Genomic DNA, 23,503 nt, shown 5'->3' with positions numbered 1-23,503 from the left:
TTCTATAATAAAAAAAACAAACGACCTACCCGGTCATTTGTTTAACTCATATATATTTTTCGTTTCTTCTATCATTTTAGTTAAAGAGAAATACCTCACTGCTTTCTCTCGTGCTTTCAATCTAATATCATTTACCCTTTCTTCATTCCCTTGTAGTTCTTCAAGTGCACTTGCGAATTCAGATTCGCAATATTCAGATATCAAAATACCTGATTCTCCATCTATTACCGCTTCATGTATTCCGCCAACATCTATTGAAACAATTGGTGTCCCTGTAGCCATCGCTTCAATTACTACCATTGGAAACACTTCACGAAAAGATAATAAAAGTAAGGCATCCATATTCCCTATAAACTCATGCGGCTCTGAAATATTCCCTAGCATCTTCACCCTTTGCCGCAATCCATATTTTTCTATTTCTTTCATAATCGATTCTTTCTCTGGTCCATCACCAGCAATATAAAACATAAAATCATTTCTCTTTTTCAACATATTTGCAATTTTGACAAATAGTTGATGGTTTTTCTCTTTGGATAATCTAGCTAATATCCCTATTTTATATGTAGATTCTTTCTTCTTCTGCTGGAATAAAAACTTTTCAATATCGACACCGTTATAAATTGTATTTATTTTTTCTTCTGCTACATGAATTGAAATTAAATTATTCTTTTCAAACTCACTTACTGTAATAATATTGTTTACATATTTATTCATGAAATAACGAAAAAGCGTTGGCATTTTCTTTTCTAATATCGTTACATTATGTTTCGTATAAACAATTTTCATCTTTTTTTTAATAAACTTTTGAATTAGAAAAGCATATAATACCATTCGCAAACTATTTGCATGAATAAGTTCTATCTTTCGTTTACAAATTTCGTTTCGTAAATAATAAAGATTTCTCAAATGATTCCATCGACTAAGTAATATAAAATTTTCTTTTCTAGTAAGAGATTCATATAGTTCTCCATCACCTGCAGCTGTATAAATCTTAAAATCATCATAACGCAAATTACTTTCCAATTTACAGAAATAGCTCTCGGCTCCGCCAGTTATCAATTTATCTGTCATCAACAGTATATTCATAATTGCGTCTTCCCAACTACATTGATTTTATTTTTTTTATAAGCATGATAAGCATACTTACTAAAATAGTAAAAAATTTGCACCGAATTCAGTCGTTCTTGTTCCCTTAACAATTTCCAATACCGAAAAGCTGCTCTAATTTTATTTCTAGAAACAGAATTTGTAACAATTCTATATTTTGCTAACACTTGCTGTATCCCTTTTGCTTCATACCCTTCATGTAATAAGTTCAGCCATAACGCTGTATCTTCCGGCTGTATACTAGGCATTTCGACATACGGAATTTTTTTACGATCAATCATCACTGTTAAACACCCGATAATTGTATTTCCTACTAAATAATGATAGTCAACAGATTTTGGTACACTCACTTCGCAATTTAGTTCATTACCATTTTCATCAATTAAACTATACGACGCATATGAAAAAGCTATATTCATTTCTTCCATAAATAACAATTGTGTCTTCAATTTATGCGGCAACCATATATCATCACTATCTAAAAAGGCAATATACCTTCCTCTTGCCTCTTGGATCGCTAAATTCCGAGCTTTAGCAGCACCAACATTTTCTTTTAATGATAATAACCTAATTCGTGAGTCTCCTTCTATTATCTCTTTAATTTTTGCGGCAGATTGGTCGGTTGAACCGTCATCAACGATAATCATTTCCCAGTTTTCATACGATTGATTCTGTACAGATGAAATTGTCTCACCTATAAATCGTATACTATTATAAGAAGGTGTTATTACAGAAACATAAGGCGGCTCGTTATGTGCTGATAGACATTTTACCATCTATCTTTCCCCTTCCTTCATATATTGAAATATACTTCACAACAACTGCTAAAAATAAAAAGAACGCTTCGTTAATAATGAGTGACAATGACATCATCTGAAATAAAAATGCAATCATAGTCAATAGAAGATATGGTTTTTCACGAAACAAAGTATGCTGCGCTAGCTTGAACATTAATATGAATAAAAACGCGCTATATAGAAGAAAACCAATTGTACCCGATTCAGACAAAATTTCTAAAAATGTATTGTGTACATATAATTTTTCATTAAATTGATACTCATAATAATTCGAAAAGTTAAAAGCACCGATTCCGATATATGGATTGGATAAATAATATTTAAAAGCAGCTTCCCATAATGTAAATCTACCACTTCCATTATCATGGGAAAAATCAGAAATTCGTTTATTTAATATGTCATCTAATTGGCCCCCCATTACACTATTCGATAAACTAAAAATAACTACACTAAACAATACTAAACTCATAATTATTTTTATTTTTTTAGCGAAACTAGACATACATATATATACAAAAACGACAAGCACAAGCGCTAATATCCCCCCTCTTGAAAAGGTTAATAAACTCGTCGTAACACATAAAATTAACCCTAGGATGTTAGTAATATTTTGTAAATTCGTCATATAGTACATAAAAAATATTGTATTATAGAAAATAAAAATGTTAGGATCATCTAGCAATCCAATTAACCGTGGATATCCTCTATCAACTAATAACCCGGCAAAAATTTCTCTCTCTTCTCCACCGTATAAACTAAAGTATTGTAAACCGATTATATAGAGTATTAGACTTACTACATTAAATACTACTCCTACATAAGCAATAGATGATTCAAGTACCACTATTTCAGTATTGCCCAATAAATTCCTCATTATAAAATAGCATCCTAAAACAAGTAGCACGCCAAAAATCATACGAATACTAGCATTTAAATACATAGAAAGAATTCCACTCAAACAATAAATGAAATAAAACAGTAAAAATATAACTTCATGAAAATATAACTTTTGAATATGAAAGTCTTTAATTGTTAAACAAAAATATATGACTAAAAAAATCATATATATTTTCAATGAAAATCCAATATATAAATTGTATTTACTTAACATAACAAATAATATTAGAAGAATAATCCATCCCATCGATACTTTCATATTATTTTCCATAGGCTATATCCCCTGTTTCGTAATATAATCCTTTTTGCGTATTTTTCTTATAAAAGAAAGAAGAAGTTTTTTTAGCTCATAATCATATAGGAATATGGCAGCTACTACAATTAGTATATTAAGAACAAGCGCAATTAAATGATATGTATGTAATATATATTGCACTCCAATAAAGGTTACACCAAAATAAATTGTATACGGTATTACAATTTGGAATACAATTTTTTTCTTCACTACACTTACCGCTATATATCCCACTAAAGCGACTATTTCAAATAAAACCATAGCGTATGCCGCTCCTATCACTCCACCAAGACTACTAAAGCTATAAAGCATAACTCCACCGATCACCAATGCTACACACTGCACAACAGTCCTCTTATTTTGACATCCACTCGTCGTTAAACCGTCAGCAATAGCAATATTTAAACTTTGTAGCACAATAAGAAATGATAATATTTGGAGTGGTTCTACTGCATTGCGCCATTCTTCATGAAAAAATATAGAAATAAAGTATGGTGCTAAATGATATAAACCGATCGTCATACATATTCCTACAATCGCCATTGATTTAATTTGAAGCAAATTTAATTTCGTATGCTCTTCTATATTATTCTGGTTATAATGCTTAAAGAGAACTGGAAAAAATGCACCTGCAATTACCCCTGGTACTTGATATAAAGCTGCCGGCATCCGGTACGCCACTGCAAAAACACCTACCATACTTAATGGCAATGTATAGTTAAGCAAGATAGGTGCTAATTGTGGCGTACTCATTATTAAAAAACCGCTAATAATAAAGGGAGTTAATTGCCAAAATAAAGCTTTATGAATTACGACTTTCATATTCATTTTCGTCTTTCTTCTCATGATATATATACTGAATAAACCACCGATCATATACCCAAAAGCATATAAGCGAGCCGTTACATACACCGGTAACTCTCCGAAAATACAAAAACATGTAATTATAATGACAACCGATGCTGATACAACTTTAATGAGCGCTATATACTTCATACGTTCCGTCAGTTGAAAATAGGCAATTCCTATGTTTTGCCAAGTTAATCCTATTAACATGAAAAACATTACGTTTATCATCATATAAATTAAATTTTTATCCGCATACATATAATGAATAACAATATAACCGATTATAGAAATAAGAATAAGTAGAATCATCCTTATTTTTATATACGATGATAAAATCTTCTCTAAATCTGCTCCATCCTTTGCCCCTTCTCGAAGAAACGTATTACTAAGTCCTAAGTCTGTAAAAAATAACATAACAAACGTCACTGCTATGGCAACACTAAACATCCCATAATGTTGTGCGTTAAAAAAGTTTGCTAAAACAATTAAACTGACGGCCTGAAGAAGGTTAGCTAAAATCGTACTATAAAATAGATGGATAATATTGTTTAGAATAGATCTACCCATACAAGTTCTCCTTTGCAAGTAACCTACTTACATATGTTGTTTGTTTACATATATATTTATCTTGCACCATTACCGTTCAATACAATTAAAACGGTTTTACATAAAATACGGATGTCCATCCGAAATGTTTTCATTTCAATATACTCCATGTCCAGCCTCAACTTTTCCTTTGGATCAAGATTATATCCTCCATTTATTTGTGCCCATCCTGTTAATCCTGGTTTTACCATTAAACGATCCTTAAATTCTGGAATAAACGTATCAAACTCATTATAAAAAAACTCTCTCTCTGGTCTAGGGCCTACAAAAGACATATCTCCTCTTAAAATATTTAAAAGTTGCGGTAATTCATCAATTCTCGTTTTCCTTATGAACAATCCAACTTTTGTAATTCTTGAATCATGTTCTTTTGCCCATTGCGGGCCATTTATTTCAGCATCCTTTACCATCGATCTTAATTTAAATACATTAAACTTCTTCCCGTTTATACCTAAACGTTCTTGAAAGTAAATTGGAGCACCTGATGTTTCTAAAGTAATCATAATACAAAAGAACAACATAATTGGTATCGTTAATAGTAACAATATGAGTGAAAATATAATATCAAACAAGCGTTTTACACTTCGATTCAATATGCTAGGCTTTTCTTGAGCCGGAATCGTATACAACTTGGCTTGATTTGTTTCACGAATCATGAATCGTTACCCCCACATTCAAGAATATAAAATTATACCTATTAATTCACATTCTTTCCTATTTATATCCGCTATTACTTTTTGCACTGTACGTAGTGAATCTTTTCGCTTTTTAACCGCTAAGACCACTCCATCGCATTTCTCTGCAATAATGTGCGTAGCAGGAAGATCAAATACTTCAGAACAATAAAAGAAAATGTAATCAAAATCTTCTTTCCACTTAACAATCGCATTATCAAATTCATCCATAGCAACTAAGGGCGTCCCTGTGTGTACTGTTTTTTTTGCAGGAATACAATATAAGTATTTAGACAAATTACTAGAAAAAGATTCATAATTGCAGGGGGAAGAGCTTATTATATCGTTTACGGTTATCATGTGATCACTTTGTAATAATACATGTAGTTTAGGGTCAGAAAAATTCACATCAATAAGTAACACCTTTTTCTTCATTTCTGCAAACACTAGACCCATATTTACTATAAGCGAGGCAACAATCCCTCTGTCCTTCGTTGAACTAACTGTGAATAGTTGTTTTCCAGATTTTTTCAGCTCGTGATACACCGTATAAAACTGCTCTTTCATCAAATCATCATGCAAATCGAATGGCAGCTGTTTCTTTGTTCTAAACATCGACATGTTCACCTCGATATATAGATGATTGTTTATCAATCTCTGTAGATTTCTGTTTTCTATTCGGTTTCACATTTATGTGACCAATAACAGAGACTGTTGTTATTTTCTCTAAATCTTGTTCCGTGTATATACGTTCATCAAAATAATCTCGAAATACAGCTAAACCTATCCCAACAAAAAAACTAACAATTAAAGAAATAGGAATGATCAGTTGAAATTTCGGAAACAATTTTTCAGCCTGTTCCTGTAACTCAGGATCCGTCAACACTTTCACACCTTGTACATTTGTGTACTGTTGAAAACTTTGTTGTGATTGCTCTGCCAATGTCTTTACAATGTCTTTCACAACTTTCGGATTAGAATCTTTTACTGTAACAGTTACAATTTGTGAATTGTCCGTATTCACTACCGAGATTTTTTGTGCTAATTCATAACTTGATTGCTCTAATTTCAAAGTTTTTTTGACTGTTGAAATAATTAATGGGCTTTTTAAAATATCAACATACGATGTTACTAGTTGCTTATTTTCTTGTGTTTTATTTGTTGAATTTTCCTTATTAAACTCATCTAAATTCCCAACAAGAATTTGCGTTGAATATTGATATGACGGCTTTAAAACATACATAGAGATAAGAACTAAAGAAGCGGTTAAACAACACATCGTTAAAATAATCGTTACGAATCTTCTTTTCAATAATTGTTGAAAATCTTTTATACTCATTTCTTGCTTCAATTATTTCACCGCCCTTTTCTGAATAACATCCTGCAAGTCACTCTTTACAGATACCCCTCTCTTCTTTCTATCCACTTGTTTTGTTACATACTTTCCGACTCTGAATGCAAATTTTTCTACATATATATACGAAAGTATTGCAAGTATAAACGAAAATATAAGTGAAAAAATTAAAATAATAGGCAACGGTAATATTTCATGGAACATGTATATAAGGGAAAACAACGATATAATATGGTATAAATAAAGACTGTAAGAAATCTTCCCCAAATATAACAAGTATTTATTGCGTAGCAAGGATGACAAAGTTGATATTGACAAACTTAATATGACAAATAGACTTGCACTTATCGCCACTACGTAGTCTCGAAATATAAAATTATTGAGTACTTTAATTTCTCCAATAAGTCCTTCATACATAAAAAGTAAAATCGCAAATAAAAACCATGCAATTTTCGTGTTTTTAGTACAATTACTATAAAAAACTATTAAATTATTTTTATACTTCGCAACTAGTGCCCCCAATAAAAACAGCACCGTATAATGCAACGTTAATGCATAGCTTGTTAATGTTAAGCCCGAGCGAAACAAAAATAATATTACGACAGAACATATACTAAAACTAAACAATAATAGTAATGAACACCTTAACGTTTTTCGTAAACAAATCATCAAAATTAACGGAAAAATTATTGATATTCGCATTTCATGGACAAGTGACCAAATCACACCGTTATATGCATCTGTATTATATTTCCCAACCAATAAAATATGTTGCGCTATTAAGCTTGGAGAACTTTCAATCGTCCATGAGCGATTAAACCATTCACTTAAATAAGAAATACCATATTCACTAATTGTAGCCTGGCATATAATAGCTATAATTATTGCCACAATATAGGGAATATATATTCTGCATATACGTTTTAAAAGGTATGCCCCATAGCTACTATAGGTTTTTTGAATAGATTCATACAAAACAAATCCGCTCAAAACAAAAAAGATAATAACAGATTCGTTACCACTACTAAAAATAAGACGAGCAGGCGTTTCTTTTAATAGATACACAACAAATGGTTTATTATCTTCATAACTGTAATTTTGAAATGCTGAAAAAATCATTAAATGATGACCGATCATTACTATTAATGAAGAAATCCCTCTTATAGAATCCAATTCTTCGTATCTCTTCATCTTTTTACATCAACTCCTAATGAAATGATAATAATCATTTCAAAGCGACATCTTTATTCATATTCCTCTCCTTTCTTTTCATTCCAATTTTTCATATTAAAATGATTTTATAGTATAAATTTGAGTGTATTGTAACATTTTTTGTAATATTATGAATAGCGAATCTCAAAAATTGGTATATACCAATTTCAACCTCGAAAAATGAGTAATATTGATAGAAAAACACTATAAAAATTTCTTGCATATTTACAAAATTAAAGAGATGAATAGCGTTTTTTCAATATAAAATAAAAAAGATAGCCTACATAGGCTATCTTTTTTATTTTATTTAATTACTGGCACCACTATATGCTACATGTCGTTTCTCAATTCTCTCTTCAATTTCTTTCATATTTTCTTTATTATTTAATAGTGATTGTTTATTTTCAATTAATAATTGTTTAAAAGATTTTCTCACTTTTTTTCTCATTTTCATTGTCCTCCTTGGGGGATGGTTTATATAAAAGATAAAGAATTATCTGTGTGTCCTTATAATAATTGATTGTTGTGAATTCTATTTGAACTTCATATGAAAATTCCGTTTATTTTCTGACAACTTTGTGAACACGAAAAAAAGACTCTCTAAAACTATGTTGAAATTAATTCACTTCATTATAAAAATTACTATTCCCATCAACTTTTATCATTATATCTTGTCGAAACATTTATATATTTAAAATTGAGTTCGACATAATTTTATTTACTATAATACTGTTTACAAAAACAAAAAGAAGGTGTCACCAAGTCAAATTTCGACTTATGCAACATCCCTCTTTCCAAACTATTTATAGCATATTTATTAATATTTCAGGTCTTCCCCAATTCATTTCTTCACAAACAAATCTAAGTTTTTCTTCATCCATTGTGTGTAATCCCTCTTCTAGTATACATGAAATTGGAACTTCACAGTGAATTTGTGCTAATTGCAACGAAATATTTAAGTTCTCTAAATCACTTTCAATCTTCGTACGCTGCGCTTTTGTTAATGATTCTACATTTTCTAGTACAGCGGATACTGTTCCGTGCTCTTGAATAAGCTTATACGCTGTTTTTTCACCGATACCTTTTACACCTGGATAATTATCACTTGTATCTCCCATGAAAGCTTTTGCATGGACGATTTGCCAAGGCTCTACACCTTTTTCTTCCATGATTTTCTCCGGTGTGTAATATTCGTAATTTCCAATTCCTTTACGCAGAAGCATAACCGTAACGTTCTTATCAACAAGTTGAAGTAAATCTGTATCACCAGTTAAAATATAAACTTCAGCTTCATTGCAGTATTGTTTTGCAAGCGTACCGATACAATCGTCCGCTTCGTAGCCTTTCATACCGATAACTGGAATGGATAATTTCGCAGTCATTTCTTGCACTAAATCAAATTGAGGAATTAATTCTTCTGGTGGCGCTGCACGATTTGCTTTATAATTCGAGAACGATTCTGTTCTAAATGTCGTACTTCCCATATCCCAGCATGTAACGATATGTGTTGGTTCAATCGCTTGCGTAGCTGTTAACAAGTGTTTCATATAACCATGAATCCCATTCGTAGGGGTTCCATCTTGTCGTTTCATAAATTGTCCGTAGACACTTGTTGCGTAAAAAGCACGAAATAATAGTGCCATACCATCAACTAATAATACTTTTTTCATAATTCCTCTCCTATTAAAAAAATAATAACCTCACGTTATCACGTAAGGTTATATAAATAGATTACCATTCTACGTTTTTGCTCAACTTTGTCTATTATACATTGTTTTTGTATATTTAGCACCATTAACACATTAAGACGTTCTACTACAACAAGTATGCAATATGCCTGAATACGTATTTTTTCCAGTAGAAACAACGACAGCCTTTGCACTTCCACTAACGATATGTGAACCTTTAAAACATACATTTTCAAGCTCAAGTGGATTATAATCTTTCATCCGTTTTAATGGAATAAATCGTTTACGTTCAAGGTGATAGCAGCTTTCAAACTTCTCTATACTCGCTTCGTTTCCCGTTAACACAGACTCATTCACTAATAAATCATCTGCATAAATAATACGTACATCAGCTGGCACAGCATCTCCAGCCGAAAGAAAAATCATATCTCCAGGTACAAGTTCTTGCACTGGTATCTCCATCATTTTCAGTTCACTATTTAGCCCTGTACTACTAGAACATTCTACTCTAGATACAGTAATCGTTTCACGTTGTAATTCATCACACACACGTTGTTTTGAAAAACCTGGAATCATGCCACCAAGCTTCATCATTACTTCTGCAAGAATTGCTCTTTTTGAAGTTAGTTCATTTCGGCCATATACTTGAATACGTTTTTGCGCCTCTTTCATTGATAGTCCGTCTCTTGTTGTTTTAAAATATGCAAATACAGATTTTACATCTCTTGTTGCAATTTCAATTAATAAATCTTTATTTTTTTGGAGCATTGTTTGTTCTTTTATTGATTTTTTATTTAGTTTATATGACGTGTTACCCACAGTTTTGTTTGCATATAACATATTATCGTCTCCTCCTTTACAACATAGGAAGAAACGCTTTGTTTCTCAATTTATCCACTTTACTGTGAAAGTGTCTAGCGCTTTATAAACGCTACATTGTGATAAATATAGAGGGAGGAACAAATCGTTTCCTGCCTACATCATATATTTTTGATTTGAAGTATATGGGTAACGGAACCGAGTCAGAATTTGACATGCTCCTCACCTCCTCGTTTAATTTTATAGTTTATACTATGAAATTACTCATAGCTTGGTAACAAAAAAGACCCCTACCCTTAAGAGAGTAGTGGCCATTACATACACAAATAAACGATTTCTAATATAATTAGAAATCTACGGACCTCTCCCTCACCGAGTTTTAGCACTGTATAGCATAGGTACATTACCAGCTACGTTAAGAAAAACCTTAATTCGATCATTCCTGTTGACCCATTGGCGTCTCTCGACATTTTTGGGCAGTAGCATTTCTCTATACAGGAGCCTCACCTAACAGAGACTTATTTTCATTACATTGAAAATGTTACTCTTATTTAAAATAGATGTCAACAGTAGCCTACAATTTTTTCAAAAGGTATGGCAAACTAACGTATATAAAGTGAAACTTTAATCAGTGGGGGTTTTGTTCATCCCCCACTGATTATTAGCCCTCACCAATCGGGCTGCCCGGCAAATAGCGGGATAAAATAAAAAACTTTACGTTTAAACGTAAAGTTTTTAATAAGTTATACAACCAGCGATTACAATCCCAATCGAAAGCGATAAAAACATAAGAAAAAGACCGACTGCTTGATTATCTTCTTCGAGACTTTTGTTTATATTAAAGCGTGGTGTAAGCCACTCAGCTAAATAAAAGACGATAATTTGAGCCAAAATCCCAACTGCTCCCCACGAAATCATATCAAGAAGTGAAATTGAATTAGCTGCTGTCGAATATAAAACAACAGCTAACCCAAGTAATCGTCCTCCAAGCACATAGCTTACCGCCTTATTTCCTTGAGCCATTAACTTAAATTCCTTTACTTTCGTTGTCACTTCCATCAAGAACAGACCTATACATAAAAGGCCGAGTGTTACTGCTAAATATAATAAAAAATTAATCATTTTTTCCCCTCCTTTTTATACCTACCGGTAAATAGTACGATTCATTTCCTGTAATCTTTTCTCCCGCACGAATACCGATACTACTCGCTTTTCCAGCAATTAAAAACGAACCAAACACATATGACAGTTTCTCGATCCCTTTTTCTGTTTCCAAGGATACGACTGGCAGTTCGGTATACTTTTGAAATATCGGCAGTGACGCTTTATACGTTTCCTGTGCATTTTGAAGCATAATATTTTCGTCTTTATCGCGAATCGTAATTGTATCTCCTTCTCTCCCAAATGAAGGTTTTTGAACGAAAGAACCTTTTCCTAAAAATAAATCTGGTTCTAAATATGTAGGTAACATATATTCTTTAATCCACTGTTGTTCCTCATTTGTATAAAAGACCTCTTCTTCTGCTAACCCCCAAATAAGACACTGAATTGATTTTGGCTGAAGTAAAAATGCTGACAAAGGATTTATTATAAAAAGCTTTCCGGCTTTTACAAGTTGTAACAGTTCCACACCTACCAAATCTCCTGTTTCAGGATCTTGATCCTCAATTAAATCTTCTATCGGATATGTTTGGCGATATAAAACATCAATCTTCGCCCCATCTTTATCGACTAGAGCATCCTTTGTAATTCTAAGTTCTGACATTGGCACTACTTTATTTTCAACATGGCATAGCTGACTTAAATACATAGTGGTATTCCAATCCTCGATATGTTCATGATGTGCTGTAAAAACAACATTTGGATTATCTAATCCCTTTGTCGCTTCCATTACTGCTTTCGTTACACCAGAAGATAGCAATCGTTCTTGATCCGAGTTTGGATCATCATAGCCTAGATTTTCACATACTTTCCCATTCATTTGAAAACATTCCACAATAAAAGTTGGTGTATCACTATTAAACTCAAGCATTTTGATTTTATTATCCTCTGTTACAGCAAAATCAAATCGCGAAATTACAGATTCAGGATAAATCCCTTTCATTCTAATGAATGATAAACTCGCGGATGGAAAGCCAAGATCTAGAAGCTGTTCGTCACTTAAATTACGCAGCAGTCTAGCAGTCTTAAAAAATATTTTCCCCATTCGTTCAGTCGCTAAGTGTAATTGGTCCAAAGTCTGATTTGTTATAGAAAAAACATGAAACAAACTATACTCACATTCATATAAATCCGACCAAAAATTCGGATATTTTAAATAAAATTCTTTTCGATCCCTTATGTATTGCGACATATTTTAGCCCCCAAATCCTCCCTTTGAACCGCTTCCAATTCCACCTTTAAATTCAGCAGACGATTGATACGATTTAAACGCCGATGAATTTTTAAAAGTGGATTTATTTTGATAGTATCGCCCACCATAGAAGTAATGCCCACGATAACCTGAACTACTATCATCACACTGCCATACCCCAAGTTCATCATCCCAATCCCAATCAGAACAACTATTATCATTCGGTTTTGGGGGAAGATCTTGTGCGCAGCCAAATAAAGTGCCAGTCATTAAAGACGTTACGACACCACCTACTAGCCATTTCGTTTTTGTCACCTTCGCACTCCCCTTTTTAAATTCTATTCCTATTATATAGGATGGCATGATAAAGTAGAAGAAAAAGGAAGAAGAGGGATTAAATGCGCTTAGAATATCGACTTAATGATGAAACGAAAGGGTATCCTGCTTTATGGAACTACGCCAATATTTCTAATTCTGAAATTATCGCACGCATGACTTGTGAATATTTTATTAAAGAGAAAAATACTTATGTTGTTACTGCAACTTCGGTTGATCCAGACGGAACAGCAGTTATTTATATTCAAAAAGAAGTTTTCGCCAATGACCCTTCAGACCCTACATACTCCCACATCGGTTTTGAAATTAGAGAACTAAGTGAAACGAGTTCAAGCTTAGTAGATAGTCAAGATGTATGGAACTACGAAGAAATTTTACCATCTCTTCATTCAGATATTATATATATTCAGCGAGACGGCATGTCTATGGAATTCTCCTTGGATTCAAGAGAGATTGATGAAGACAGAAAGTGCTACATTTATTACGGAAACTTCACAGGTGAATCAAGATAATATTGATATATCTATGCAACAAAAAAACCTTACGTATAAAACGTAAGGTTTTTATATAGCCCCACATATGCCGTTCTCTCTAGATGTCCATAAACCTGCTCTCACAGGTGGATGCTCTCACAAATGTTTGTAACTTCCTTCTTAAAAAGATGGCATGTTAGCTACATTTAAATATTGAACTTCCATATTAAACTTATTGGTTTAAGACATGCATAAGCTACGTACACCGTAGGAATTTTATATAAGGTTAGTTGAAATAAGACCCCCGCACGTGCCGCTCCTCGTAAATGTCCAAAAACCCGCTACTCGCAGGTGGATGCCCTCACAGTTACCGTACATCTTCCTCCACAAGGAAGGCTTGATGATGGTCGCTAAATATTGAGCTTCCGTATAACTAACATCGGTTTTAGACATAAATAAGTTACGTACACCGCAGGATGTATTATTTACTTGTCGTTATATTATCACATTGTTTCCAATGTGTAAAATACAAAGTTTTTCGAGCAATCTCTTGCTTGTGACCTTATTTTAATACAAATTATTTTTGCATGCAAGTGATTAATCTTCTTCTTTTGCAATTTGATTTTCTGGATAAGAAATCCAATCACTCCAGCTACCTGCATACAATTTAACATTTTGGAATCCAGCCAATTTTAACGCAATGATATTTGGACATGCCGTAACACCAGAACCACAATATACAATGGTTTCCTTATCTTTCGACAGATTTTGGAATCGTTCTTGTTGCTCAGCTTCATTCTTAAATTGTCCTGATTGCAACATTCCATCCTTCCAAAAATAGTTTGTTGCTGTCGGAATATGTCCTGCTTTATGATCGACAAGTTCCTCTACACCAGCATAACGTTTTGGCTCTCTTGAATCAATTAACGTAACATCTGCACCTGCCTGGATATTCTCTCTTACTGTTTCCATCGATACAAGCATATAATCTTGTATGTTTGTTTTAAATGTTTTTCGTATAACAACAGGAATTTCCGTTGTTGTCGGTAGTCCATTCTCTTTCCAAACCGGGAAACCACCATCTAATATATATACTTTCTCATGTCCTACATAGTTACATAACCACCATAAACGAGCAGCATTTGCACCAGCTTGACTGTCATACGCAATTACTGTCGTATGTTCATCAATACCAACCTCCGAAAGCTTGTCCGCAAACTCTTCAATGCTTGGCAACGGATGGCGGCCACCATGTTCTGCTATAGGACTTGATAAATCTAAATTCAAATCAAAATATAACGCATGAGGAATATGTTCTTCTTCATACTTTTCTCTACCCCAATTAGGATTCGCTAAATCAAAACGACAATCGATTACACGGACGTTCTCATCTTCTATATGCTCACGTAACCATTCGACTGTAACTATCATCTTTAACGACCTTCTTTCTCTTGTAAACGACTTACATACTCCATAACCATTTCTTCTGTAACATATTTACGCTGCAAGGTAACACCATTTTTTGCAAGATCATTAATTTGCTTTGTTACAACATTAATGACATCAACCGAAAATTCTTTCCCATTTGACGCAAGAGATACGGCTGCTTCAATAGCTGCTTCACGCTGCGCATCTAATTGTAAACATGCTTTTACACTTTCATTTTGTTTACGAGAATGTGCTGTAATTGCTTTATGTACTTCCATCTTCTCTTCCCCCTAAATAAGTTATACGTTCTAATTCAATTCCATTGCAAGCCGAATCATATCACGGCATACAATGCCATTTTCAATAATCTCTTCTTCATAATGCTTCGAAAAGTAATCAAAATCAATAGAAAAAATACGAAATCCACATTTTTGATATAAAGCAAGTTGTGAAACACTAGAATTGCCTGTACCAACTTCAAGTTTTGACATACCATATCCTTTAGCAGTTTCTACGGCATGCCTTAATAGCTTCTTCCCAATCCCTTTTCCTTGCAAATGCTCTGCAACCGCAATATTCATGATTTCCATCGTCTTCGGCCTTGTTTCCAAAAGAACATACACACCGATGATGCTGCCCCCTTGCTTTGCTACGTATGTTAACCCTCTTTGTACATATATAGCTATTTGCCGTTCACTTGGATCAGCAAGTAGCAATAAAGACTTCGGTATAGCCTCTTTTAAAATACGTTCTATTACAAAAGACATAAAAAATCCCCCCATCTCTATTGTTCTAAACCCTCCTTGTCTACCATAAATAATAGAAAGGAGGGATTCACCATGGACAACAATGAGAAAAAATGCAACGTCATCTCTATTGATGGAAAGAAGAAGAAAAGCGACACGTATTCCTATCCAAAATTAGTAGTTGAAAATAAAACATACGAATTTTCTTCATTCGTCTTATGCGGTGAAACACCAGATGGCAGACGACTCGTTCTTACTCATATGATTTCTACCGATGAATTTGCTGGATTTGTCAAATCTTTAGATACTGTACTGCAAAAGAAAATTGAACGAATCTTTTTCTCATAACGACTATATAACATAAATTTCTTTTTCAATCTCTACTAACTGATTGTGCAATTGTTCTTTACTTTGTTCATATAGAGATACATCGATCGTTTCAGCCAATGCAAACAATATACTTTCATAATAGTTCATTACATCTTGTTGCATCACTTTTTGGAATAAGTTCCACTTCATATCCCATTCTTGCTTATAATGATGGACAAATAAATCTTTTTCATCGGCTACATAGTTTGATACAAGCGGTTCTAATACAGATTTAGCGTCTTCTTGCATAAAAGCTTTGTCATTCTTTTCAAAAAAGCTTTTCTCATTTTTAAAATGTGCCAGTGCTTTTTTGAAATCTTTTATTTCAACTGAAGGGAACGGTTCTTTATGTGTAATATCTTTATATTCATACTCAACTGTTCCATTCATAGAAATTGATTGATTTTCTACTTTACAGTTCACTACAATTTCGTCCTTTGCACGCTTCATCGCTTCGTCTATCCATTTTTCAAGACGTAATGATGTCGCACGCATTTCTTGTAATAAATCATGCTGAATAAATGCTACTAATTCCATAACACACTGTTGCAATTGTGTTTTCACATTTCCATCCGTTCGAAGTGACGCCGGATTAATAAATTCAGTAAACACATCGTTATAACGTAGGAATAGACGCTGTTGCACGTAATAAAGCAACTCTTTCACTTCATTTTGCATCGCCTGTTCTTCAGCAAGTACACTATATGATGAAATAATATGAAGTAGTTGATCACGCTCTGCTTCATATTTTTTCGTTTGCTTCTCTTTCTCTTCATTCCCCTGCTTTGCACCATTTATCATGTTTACTAAAAGTTGATCTGCCCCTTGCAACGCACCATATAGAGCATGCACAGAAACAAGCATTAAATCTCTCATCATAAAGGACGTAAATGATTCCTCAAACTTAGTAATTCCAGAGTTTTGTAAAATACCATACTTCTCTTTTTCAACATTCTTTCCTTGTTTCTCTTCAAGCGCACATAAACTTGAAATTGCAAATAAACGCGGATTTCTAATACCGTATTGCAGTAGCTGATCTGCGATATAACCTTTTACCATTTCAAGTTCTTCTTCAGACTCTGCTAAATCCGCCGCATTAATTAAGAAGAACATTTTATCAAGGGCAAAAGTATCCTTTACACGCCCAAGCTGAATTAAAAATTCACGATCAGCACGAGAGAATACATGGTTATAATATGTTACAAATAAAATAGCATCTGCATTTTTAATATACTGGAATGCAACATCCGTATGGCGAGCATTAATAGAATCCGCTCCAGGTGTGTCTACAAGCGCTACTCCCTGCCTTGTTAAAGCACAATCATAATAAAGCTCCATATACTCAACGAAGCATGATTTTTCTTCATTCGCTACATAATCAGAGAACTCTTCTAATGTGACTTGTACTTGTTCTCCTAAATAAGTAGAAACTGCATCATACCCTTTTTGTACCGCTCGTAAAAAGCTAAATGTTGTTTTTTGCTTCCCAGTCGGTGAAGGATATTTCATAACTTTATCAATTTGTGCTAACGCCTCATCTAACGTAGTAATCTCATAATGAAACAGCTTATAAACAGCTTTCATATCTTCTAATAGAGCTTGCTTTGATTTGAATTGAACCATTACTGTTCCGTGTGGTTTTTCCTCTGTAACCGGCAAAATTTGATTAATCGTTGCCGTCGTCGGATTTGGTGATACAGGAAGTACCTTCTCACCAAGTAAGGCATTGGCAAATGATGATTTCCCAGCACTAAAAGCTCCGAATAACGCTACTGTAAATTGTTTCGTTTCCACACGACGCCTTTTTTCTATCACCTCTTGCTGTACATGTTTCAGCGCTGGCAATGGCTCTAATATCATTTCAGCTTTCTTCACTTTCTCTAATATACGCTGAATATTTAAAGCTGCCGTTCCTTTTATCTCTTCTTCATGAGCCACTACGTTATCATTTACCATTTCCTGCTCTTGTAGTGTGAATTTCTCACTAACAATTTGTTTTTCACGTTGCAATATCTCCTCTATTTGCAATCCTTCTGGTGTAGCAACACGCTCGTGCCAAACATTTTGTAAATAACTTTCATATGTCTCTAAATTGTTACTGTATTGTAATTCCGTCTCTTTTGCCGTTTGCAACATCGTATATTTTTCAATCTCTTCTTCCATACGAGCAACTGCTTCCTTCACTTTTTGCTTTAAAACAACTGCACTTTTATCAAAAATTTGCTGTGCTTTTGTAAAATAACGTTTCTTCAGTTCATTCGCTACATCCGCTGTATAAAGAAGTAAGTAATCACCTGTGAAACCTGCACCTTGTTTAATGACTTCAGCTAACATTTCTGGTCCAAAAGCAATTTCTAAAGCATATATGTCTTTCCCAATTTCCTCCGTGAACAATCCTTCTTCTTTTAAGAAGGCTACAATAAATTCTTTCACATGAAAATCAAGTTGCGTTTCAACAGTCTTTTGAAGGGCAGAATAAAACGCCTCTACACGTCTTTGTTTTTCTTGCTCCGTCTTTCCTTTCGCAAATAGCAAACCAACTTTAAACTTTGTTAATTTCGTTTCTAAATATGCATTTGCCAATTCTCTCATTTCAAATGGCATTAAATACGCGTTATCTAATATAGCTTGTAAACCTTTTATAAATTCGTTTCTCACATGAGATTCTTTACTAGCCTCGCGATGTTTAGTTTCCGTTAGCTCTTCTTTCTTTTCAACTATTTCTGAAATCAAAAGCGGTGATGCTAACTCTTCCTCATATGTCAAAAGAGCTTTTTCATTTTCAGAAACAATAAACGAGAAATGTTCTCCCATTAAATGTTCTGTTTCTCGCTCCATTCCCTCTCTTACATACTGCTCTTTTTCTTTCATAATAGAAGTAATTAATGTTTCTAAGCTTCCAATTTCATTATGTGGATGGTTCATCATTCGTAATGACGTATAATAAACTCCATCTACTTCAATATCCCAGTTAGAGAACGATTGTTTCACACTATCTTTATAATCCTCAAATGATAATTCATTTTCTTTATGTTTATCTATTTGATTTACAACGAGATAAACCGTTTTATTACGTTGTTTCAATTCTTTAACAAATTGCAAATTCACTTCCGATTGGACGTGATTATAATCCATCATATAAAAAATTACGTCTGCTAGATGTAGCGTTGATTCTGTCGCTAGTTGATGGGCATCATCTGTTGAGTCAATCCCTGGTGTATCAACTAACATAACACCCTCAGGAATTGGTGCATCATTCCGATAAATATGAACACCAATTACCTCATCGCCATCTTTACAAATTTGCTTTAATTCTTCTGCTGAATATGCACCGTCATATTCGTACTGTTCTCCAGATTTAATCGTTACAACAACACGATCAAATCCCTTTTCAATTTTAACGACGTTAGCGCTTGTCGGAATTGGACTTGTTGGTAACAACTGCGCTTTATATAGATGATTCATCATCGTTGATTTCCCTGCTGAGAAGTGACCGCAGAACGCTATCATAAGCTGCTCTCGTTTATATTTTTGAATTACTTCAAACAACTTTAAGCTATTCTCTGCATCGCCGTGTTTTTGCCACTCTTCATAAAAACAAACAAGTTTTTTCATACCGTTTGTCTGTACTATGTTTGTCATCCCCTTGTTCCCCTTTATCCAAGATGTATATACTTTTCCCCGCTAATTGCGAGCTCATAACCAGTGAGAGTTACACCTACCCATTGATTACAGTTTCACTTTACTATCATACTAAATTTTCAGCATATTCTCATTAAAAATAAAAAATCCCTTTCATTCTTTTTACAAATGAAAGGGATTTTATGTCATATCACTCATTTTGCTGTTCCTACTCCATTTAAAACATACTTTGCAATAACTGCATATACAGCAACTGTACCTGCTACTAATGCATATACCATACTCATGCACCAACCTTTTTTGATAATGATTATCACTTTTGAATACATTTTATCATTAAAGAGAATCATTATCAACACTTTTCATAAAGAAAGCTCCTTATAAGAAGGAGCTTTACTGCCTGTTTTGAAAAAGGTTAAAACTTGTTGTGCACTCTTATTATATCTCATCCTACATAACTTAACAGTTTAAAAAAATGGAAATATCCCCTACCCCCTCCATCTTACATTTTGTATAATAAAAGGGAATTACTTAACAAGGAGGAAAAAAATGACACAAAATCTCACACAAGGCGAGAGGATACACTCCATTGATATTATTAGAGGAATAGCTGTATTAGGTATTTTTCTTGTTAACTGGCCAATTATTGCCGGGGTTGACTCACGTGATATTACAGGAATTTACGAAGGGATAGACAGCTATATTCGCCTATTTTACGATATGTTTATTCAAACGAAATTTTATACAATTTTTTCGTTTTTATTCGGATTAGGTTTTTATATTTTTATGAATCGTGCTGAGGCGAAGACCGATCGTCCAAAAACTTTGTTTGTTCGCCGCTTACTTATCTTATTATTATTCGGGTTCTTACATTACGTTCTTTTATGGGACGGTGACATTTTACATACTTATGCAATTACCGGGTTTTTCTTATTTTTATTTTACAAAAGAAAGACACGTACTATTTTAATATGGTCAATTGTACTATTAAGTTTCATGCAATTGTTCACATTATTAGGTTCTCTTGTCATGTTATTAGTGCCGGTAGATGAACTAGGCCTTTCCATAGCCATTATGCCGTTAGAAAACTGGGGCTTACAAATTACAGACAGATTCTATTCTTTCTATTCTGAAGCAATAAGTAACAGTCTTATTATGCTTCCTGAAACACTAGGATTGTTTTTACTCGGATTATATACCGGTAAAAAAGACATTTTCCGCCGTGCTAAGGAATTAGATCCAAAACTTAAAAAATGGCAAATCATTATGTTCATTTTAACATTACCGATGTGGTTTATTATGGTTTACTTCTTTATGAACAATCAACCATACACACCATTTTCACTTATGGGCATTACGATGATAAGCGGAAAGACATTGTTCATCTTCTACATTGTCACGTTAATGCGTTTATTACAAAAAGAAAAATGGCAAACGTTATTACGTCCATTCCAATACGTTGGACGAATGGCATTAACAAATTACATCTCGCATACAATTGTTACATTACTTGTATTCGGGCTATTGTTTAAAAATGATTATCTGGCTCCACTATGGGTTGGACCACTATTCTGCATTAGTTTCTACACGTTACAAATCTTTATTAGCCGCTGGTGGCTTTCACATTACCAATACGGACCACTTGAGTACATTTGGCGTCTTGGTACTTACGGGAAAATGATGCCACTTAAAAAGAAAAGCAAGGTCTCATAACGAGACCTTGCTTTTTTACGCTTCTCTTACTGCACTTTGCATAGACACCGGCTCTTCTTTTACTTTCACTTTACGCTGCGGCACCATATTAAATACGATATTTAAAAGTACTGCTGACGCACTTCCAAGTACAATTCCGTTATCTGTTAAAATACGAATGTTTTCAGGAAGTTGTGAGAATAATGTAGGAACAACTGTAACCCCAAGCCCAATTCCGACAGAACATGCAACAATTAATAAGTTTTCTTGTTTGCCAAAATCAACGCTACTTAACATTTTAATACCATATGCCATTACCATACCGAACATTGCGAGCATAGCACCGCCAAGTACTGATTTCGGAATGATTGTTGTAATAGCTGCGATTTTAGGAATGAATCCAAGAACGATTAACATACCACCGCAAGTATAAATAATAACGCGATTTCTTACTCCAGTTAATTGAACAAGTCCTACGTTTTGAGAGTAAGTTGTATATGGGAACGCGTTGAAAATACCACCTAACACCATCGCTAATCCTTCTGCTCGATAGCCCTTTGTTAATTCTTTTTCACCGATTTTTTTATTGCAAATATCAGATAATGCAAAGTATACACCCGTTGCTTCTACAATCCCTACACAAGCGACGAGAATCATCGTAATAACTGGTGTTAATTCAAATGTTGGTGTACCGAAGTAAAATGGTTGAATACCATGGAACCAATCAGCCTCTCCAACCGCTTGCAAGCTTACTTTCCCCATAAACGCTGCAACGATTGTACCGAACAATAGACCTAGTAAAATAGAGATTGAACGAATAAATCCATCAAAGAAACGATACATAATGATGATAAATAGTAACACACCAAATGCTAATGCTAAATTTTCAAGACTACCGAAATCCTTACTTCCTACTCCTCCAGCCATATCATTAATTGCTGCTGGAACAAGTGTAACTCCAATTACAGTAACAACAGATCCTGTTACAACAGGTGGAAATAGTTTTACAAGCTTTCCAAATAATTTCGCAAAAATAACAACGAATAACCCAGCAGCAATAATTGCTCCATAAATAGAAGACACACCGTATTGTTTTCCAATCGCAATCATCGGTCCAACGGCTGTAAATGTACAACCGAGTACAACGGGAAGTCCAATACCGAAAAAGCGATTTGATAATGCTTGTAAAATTGTCGCAACGCCGCACATTAATAAATCAATTGAGACTAAATATGTTAATTCTTTTTGATTTAAACCAAGTCCACCGCCCACAATAAGCGGAACGATAATTGCTCCAGCATACATTGCCAGCATATGCTGCATACCAAGCGATGCAATTTTAAATGGATGCTGCTTCATCGTTTATTTCACCTCCGCAGTTTCTTGCTGTACAAATGTAACTGTGCCGTTATCAAGTGATGCAATTTCTGCTAGTGATTCAACACGAACGCCTTGTTCACGAAGCTTCTTTCCTCCATCTTGAAATGCTTTTTCAATAACAATTCCAATTCCTGCAATACTTGCTCCTGCTTGCTCTACCAAACTCATTAAACCTAAAGCAGCCTGACCGTTTGCTAAAAAGTCATCGATGATTAGCACGCGATCATTTTCATCAATATGATTTCGAGATAATGAAATTTCATTTGTTTCTTGTTTTGTAAATGAATATACGTTTGCAACGTACATATTATCTTGTAACGTTAACGATTTACGTTTTCGTGCAAAAATTACTTTTACACCAAGCTCTAATGCAGCCATAACCGCTGGTGCAATGCCTGAAGATTCAATCGTCACGATTTTTGTAATGTTCTCTTCTTTAAAACGTTTGGCAAATTCTTTTCCGATTTCTTGCATAAGTACTGGATCAATTTGGTGATTTAAAAATGCATCCACCTTTAATACATCACCAGATAAAACCTTTCCTTCGTTCAAAATCTTTTCTTGTAATACTTTCATGTTTGTTCCCCCTCTTATGCAATAAAAAAACTCCAAAAGCCGCCACCACTCGTTACAAGTGAGAGACGCGCTTTTGGAGTTTCGCAAAAAAGAATGCTAAACAAGCAATTATATTCGTCCTCACTCATAGTCAAAGTATTTACGGTACTTCGGTAGAAACTTGCAGGCCATATCCCCGCGATTATATGAGTGTAGCTAACTATTTATTTT

23 protein-coding genes, 2 other RNA genes and 2 riboswitches are annotated in these 23,503 nt (G+C 33.9%); of the genes, 3 read left to right on the top strand and 22 right to left on the bottom strand.

Annotation, left to right across the window (positions count from 1 at the left end; genetic code table 11):
* Positions 1-33 precede the first annotated feature (33 nt).
* The 14 genes from QCI81_RS22185 to QCI81_RS22120 all read right to left on the bottom strand — a co-directional run bounded on the left by QCI81_RS22185 (position 34) and on the right by QCI81_RS22120 (position 12,966).
* A complete protein-coding gene (locus QCI81_RS22185) occupies positions 34-1,086 on the bottom strand; it encodes a glycosyltransferase family 4 protein (protein ID WP_071730810.1) in 1,053 nt (350 codons plus the stop codon).
* Positions 1,083-1,883 carry a glycosyltransferase family 2 protein gene (locus QCI81_RS22180; protein ID WP_071730808.1) on the bottom strand — a complete coding sequence of 267 codons (801 nt, stop codon included), beginning with the start codon at positions 1,881-1,883 and terminating at the stop codon, positions 1,083-1,085. The genes QCI81_RS22185 and QCI81_RS22180 overlap by 4 nt, the downstream gene beginning before the upstream one ends.
* Positions 1,858-3,072, bottom strand: a complete 1,215-nt coding sequence (locus QCI81_RS22175; protein WP_063546949.1) for an O-antigen ligase family protein — start codon at positions 3,070-3,072, stop codon at positions 1,858-1,860. Before QCI81_RS22175 ends, QCI81_RS22180 begins: the two co-directional genes overlap by 26 nt.
* Positions 3,073-3,075: 3 nt before the next feature.
* The gene (locus tag QCI81_RS22170; protein WP_023521530.1) at positions 3,076-4,512 is read right to left on the bottom strand and encodes an oligosaccharide flippase family protein; all 1,437 of its coding nucleotides are present in this window, start codon (positions 4,510-4,512) and stop codon (positions 3,076-3,078) included.
* Positions 4,513-4,568: 56 nt separating this feature from the next.
* Complete coding sequence (locus tag QCI81_RS22165; protein WP_000617654.1) at positions 4,569-5,207, bottom strand: sugar transferase; 639 nt, start codon at positions 5,205-5,207, stop codon at positions 4,569-4,571.
* Between the two features lie 18 nt (positions 5,208-5,225).
* Complete coding sequence (locus QCI81_RS22160; RefSeq protein ID WP_043924638.1) at positions 5,226-5,846, bottom strand: CpsD/CapB family tyrosine-protein kinase; 621 nt, start codon at positions 5,844-5,846, stop codon at positions 5,226-5,228.
* Positions 5,833-6,576 (bottom strand): YveK family protein, encoded by a 744-nt coding sequence (locus tag QCI81_RS22155; protein ID WP_000807062.1) that lies wholly within the window; start codon positions 6,574-6,576, stop codon positions 5,833-5,835. Before QCI81_RS22155 ends, QCI81_RS22160 begins: the two co-directional genes overlap by 14 nt.
* On the bottom strand, positions 6,577-7,770 hold the full coding sequence (locus tag QCI81_RS22150; RefSeq protein WP_065482956.1) for an acyltransferase family protein: 1,194 nt from the start codon (positions 7,768-7,770) through the stop codon (positions 6,577-6,579).
* A gap of 328 nt (positions 7,771-8,098) precedes the next feature.
* Complete coding sequence (locus tag QCI81_RS22145) at positions 8,099-8,239, bottom strand: FbpB family small basic protein (RefSeq protein ID WP_001228048.1); 141 nt, start codon at positions 8,237-8,239, stop codon at positions 8,099-8,101.
* A gap of 355 nt (positions 8,240-8,594) precedes the next feature.
* Complete coding sequence (locus QCI81_RS22140; protein WP_023521526.1) at positions 8,595-9,461, bottom strand: 5'-3' exonuclease; 867 nt, start codon at positions 9,459-9,461, stop codon at positions 8,595-8,597.
* Positions 9,462-9,593: 132 nt separating this feature from the next.
* Complete coding sequence (locus tag QCI81_RS22135; protein ID WP_000964944.1) at positions 9,594-10,319, bottom strand: P-type ATPase actuator domain-containing protein; 726 nt, start codon at positions 10,317-10,319, stop codon at positions 9,594-9,596.
* 335 nt (positions 10,320-10,654) lie between these two features.
* Positions 10,655-10,820, bottom strand: a riboswitch (M-box (ykoK) riboswitch).
* A 213-nt stretch (positions 10,821-11,033) separates the two neighbouring features.
* Entirely contained in the window at positions 11,034-11,420 is a 387-nt protein-coding gene (locus tag QCI81_RS22130; protein WP_000606862.1) for a DUF350 domain-containing protein, read from the bottom strand.
* A complete protein-coding gene (locus tag QCI81_RS22125) occupies positions 11,413-12,651 on the bottom strand; it encodes a glutathionylspermidine synthase family protein (protein ID WP_000084934.1) in 1,239 nt (412 codons plus the stop codon). Before QCI81_RS22125 ends, QCI81_RS22130 begins: the two co-directional genes overlap by 8 nt.
* Positions 12,652-12,654: 3 nt before the next feature.
* Entirely contained in the window at positions 12,655-12,966 is a 312-nt protein-coding gene (locus tag QCI81_RS22120; RefSeq protein WP_000169030.1) for a hypothetical protein, read from the bottom strand.
* An 83-nt stretch (positions 12,967-13,049) separates the two neighbouring features.
* On the opposite strand from QCI81_RS22120, the gene QCI81_RS22115 reads away from it, so the two are divergent.
* Complete coding sequence (locus QCI81_RS22115) at positions 13,050-13,499, top strand: hypothetical protein (RefSeq protein ID WP_001235522.1); 450 nt, start codon at positions 13,050-13,052, stop codon at positions 13,497-13,499.
* Positions 13,500-13,553: 54 nt separating this feature from the next.
* Here QCI81_RS22115 and ssrS (QCI81_RS22110) read toward each other — a convergent pair.
* The 5 genes from ssrS (QCI81_RS22110) to QCI81_RS22090 form a co-directional block, all read right to left on the bottom strand.
* Positions 13,554-13,737, bottom strand: a non-coding RNA gene (gene ssrS / locus QCI81_RS22110) — 6S RNA.
* A gap of 21 nt (positions 13,738-13,758) precedes the next feature.
* Positions 13,759-13,941, bottom strand: a non-coding RNA gene (ssrS, locus tag QCI81_RS22105) — 6S RNA.
* A gap of 116 nt (positions 13,942-14,057) precedes the next feature.
* On the bottom strand, positions 14,058-14,891 hold the full coding sequence (locus QCI81_RS22100) for a sulfurtransferase (protein WP_071730806.1): 834 nt from the start codon (positions 14,889-14,891) through the stop codon (positions 14,058-14,060).
* A 2-nt stretch (positions 14,892-14,893) separates the two neighbouring features.
* Positions 14,894-15,166 (bottom strand): YpbS family protein, encoded by a 273-nt coding sequence (locus QCI81_RS22095; RefSeq protein WP_000451820.1) that lies wholly within the window; start codon positions 15,164-15,166, stop codon positions 14,894-14,896.
* A gap of 30 nt (positions 15,167-15,196) precedes the next feature.
* On the bottom strand, positions 15,197-15,655 hold the full coding sequence (locus QCI81_RS22090) for a GNAT family N-acetyltransferase (protein WP_000011411.1): 459 nt from the start codon (positions 15,653-15,655) through the stop codon (positions 15,197-15,199).
* Between the two features lie 72 nt (positions 15,656-15,727).
* On the opposite strand from QCI81_RS22090, the gene QCI81_RS22085 reads away from it, so the two are divergent.
* Entirely contained in the window at positions 15,728-15,982 is a 255-nt protein-coding gene (locus QCI81_RS22085) for a DUF3931 domain-containing protein (protein WP_000369740.1), read from the top strand.
* Positions 15,983-15,985: 3 nt separating this feature from the next.
* On the opposite strand, the gene QCI81_RS22080 is transcribed toward QCI81_RS22085, so the two are convergent.
* On the bottom strand, positions 15,986-19,645 hold the full coding sequence (locus tag QCI81_RS22080) for a dynamin family protein (protein ID WP_000182158.1): 3,660 nt from the start codon (positions 19,643-19,645) through the stop codon (positions 15,986-15,988).
* A 549-nt stretch (positions 19,646-20,194) separates the two neighbouring features.
* Between QCI81_RS22080 and QCI81_RS22075 the strand changes: the two genes are divergently transcribed.
* Positions 20,195-21,358, top strand: a complete 1,164-nt coding sequence (locus QCI81_RS22075) for a DUF418 domain-containing protein (RefSeq protein WP_353810889.1) — start codon at positions 20,195-20,197, stop codon at positions 21,356-21,358.
* A 15-nt stretch (positions 21,359-21,373) separates the two neighbouring features.
* Here QCI81_RS22075 and pbuX read toward each other — a convergent pair whose 3' ends face one another.
* Together pbuX and QCI81_RS22065 are read right to left on the bottom strand one after the other, a co-directional pair.
* The gene (gene pbuX, locus QCI81_RS22070; protein ID WP_000809230.1) at positions 21,374-22,696 is read right to left on the bottom strand and encodes a xanthine permease PbuX; all 1,323 of its coding nucleotides are present in this window, start codon (positions 22,694-22,696) and stop codon (positions 21,374-21,376) included.
* 3 nt (positions 22,697-22,699) lie between these two features.
* Positions 22,700-23,293, bottom strand: coding sequence for a xanthine phosphoribosyltransferase (locus QCI81_RS22065; protein WP_000866483.1), 594 nt, complete (start codon positions 23,291-23,293; stop codon positions 22,700-22,702).
* Positions 23,294-23,400: 107 nt separating this feature from the next.
* Positions 23,401-23,502: riboswitch (purine riboswitch) on the bottom strand.
* Position 23,503: the final 1 nt, after the last annotated feature.

This window comes from Bacillus cereus group sp. MG20, assembly GCF_040459885.1.
GTDB lineage: Bacteria > Bacillota > Bacilli > Bacillales > Bacillaceae_G > Bacillus_A > Bacillus_A cereus.
The sequence above is the reverse complement of the archived record's forward strand: the minus strand, read 5'-3'. Positions and strand labels throughout refer to the sequence as shown.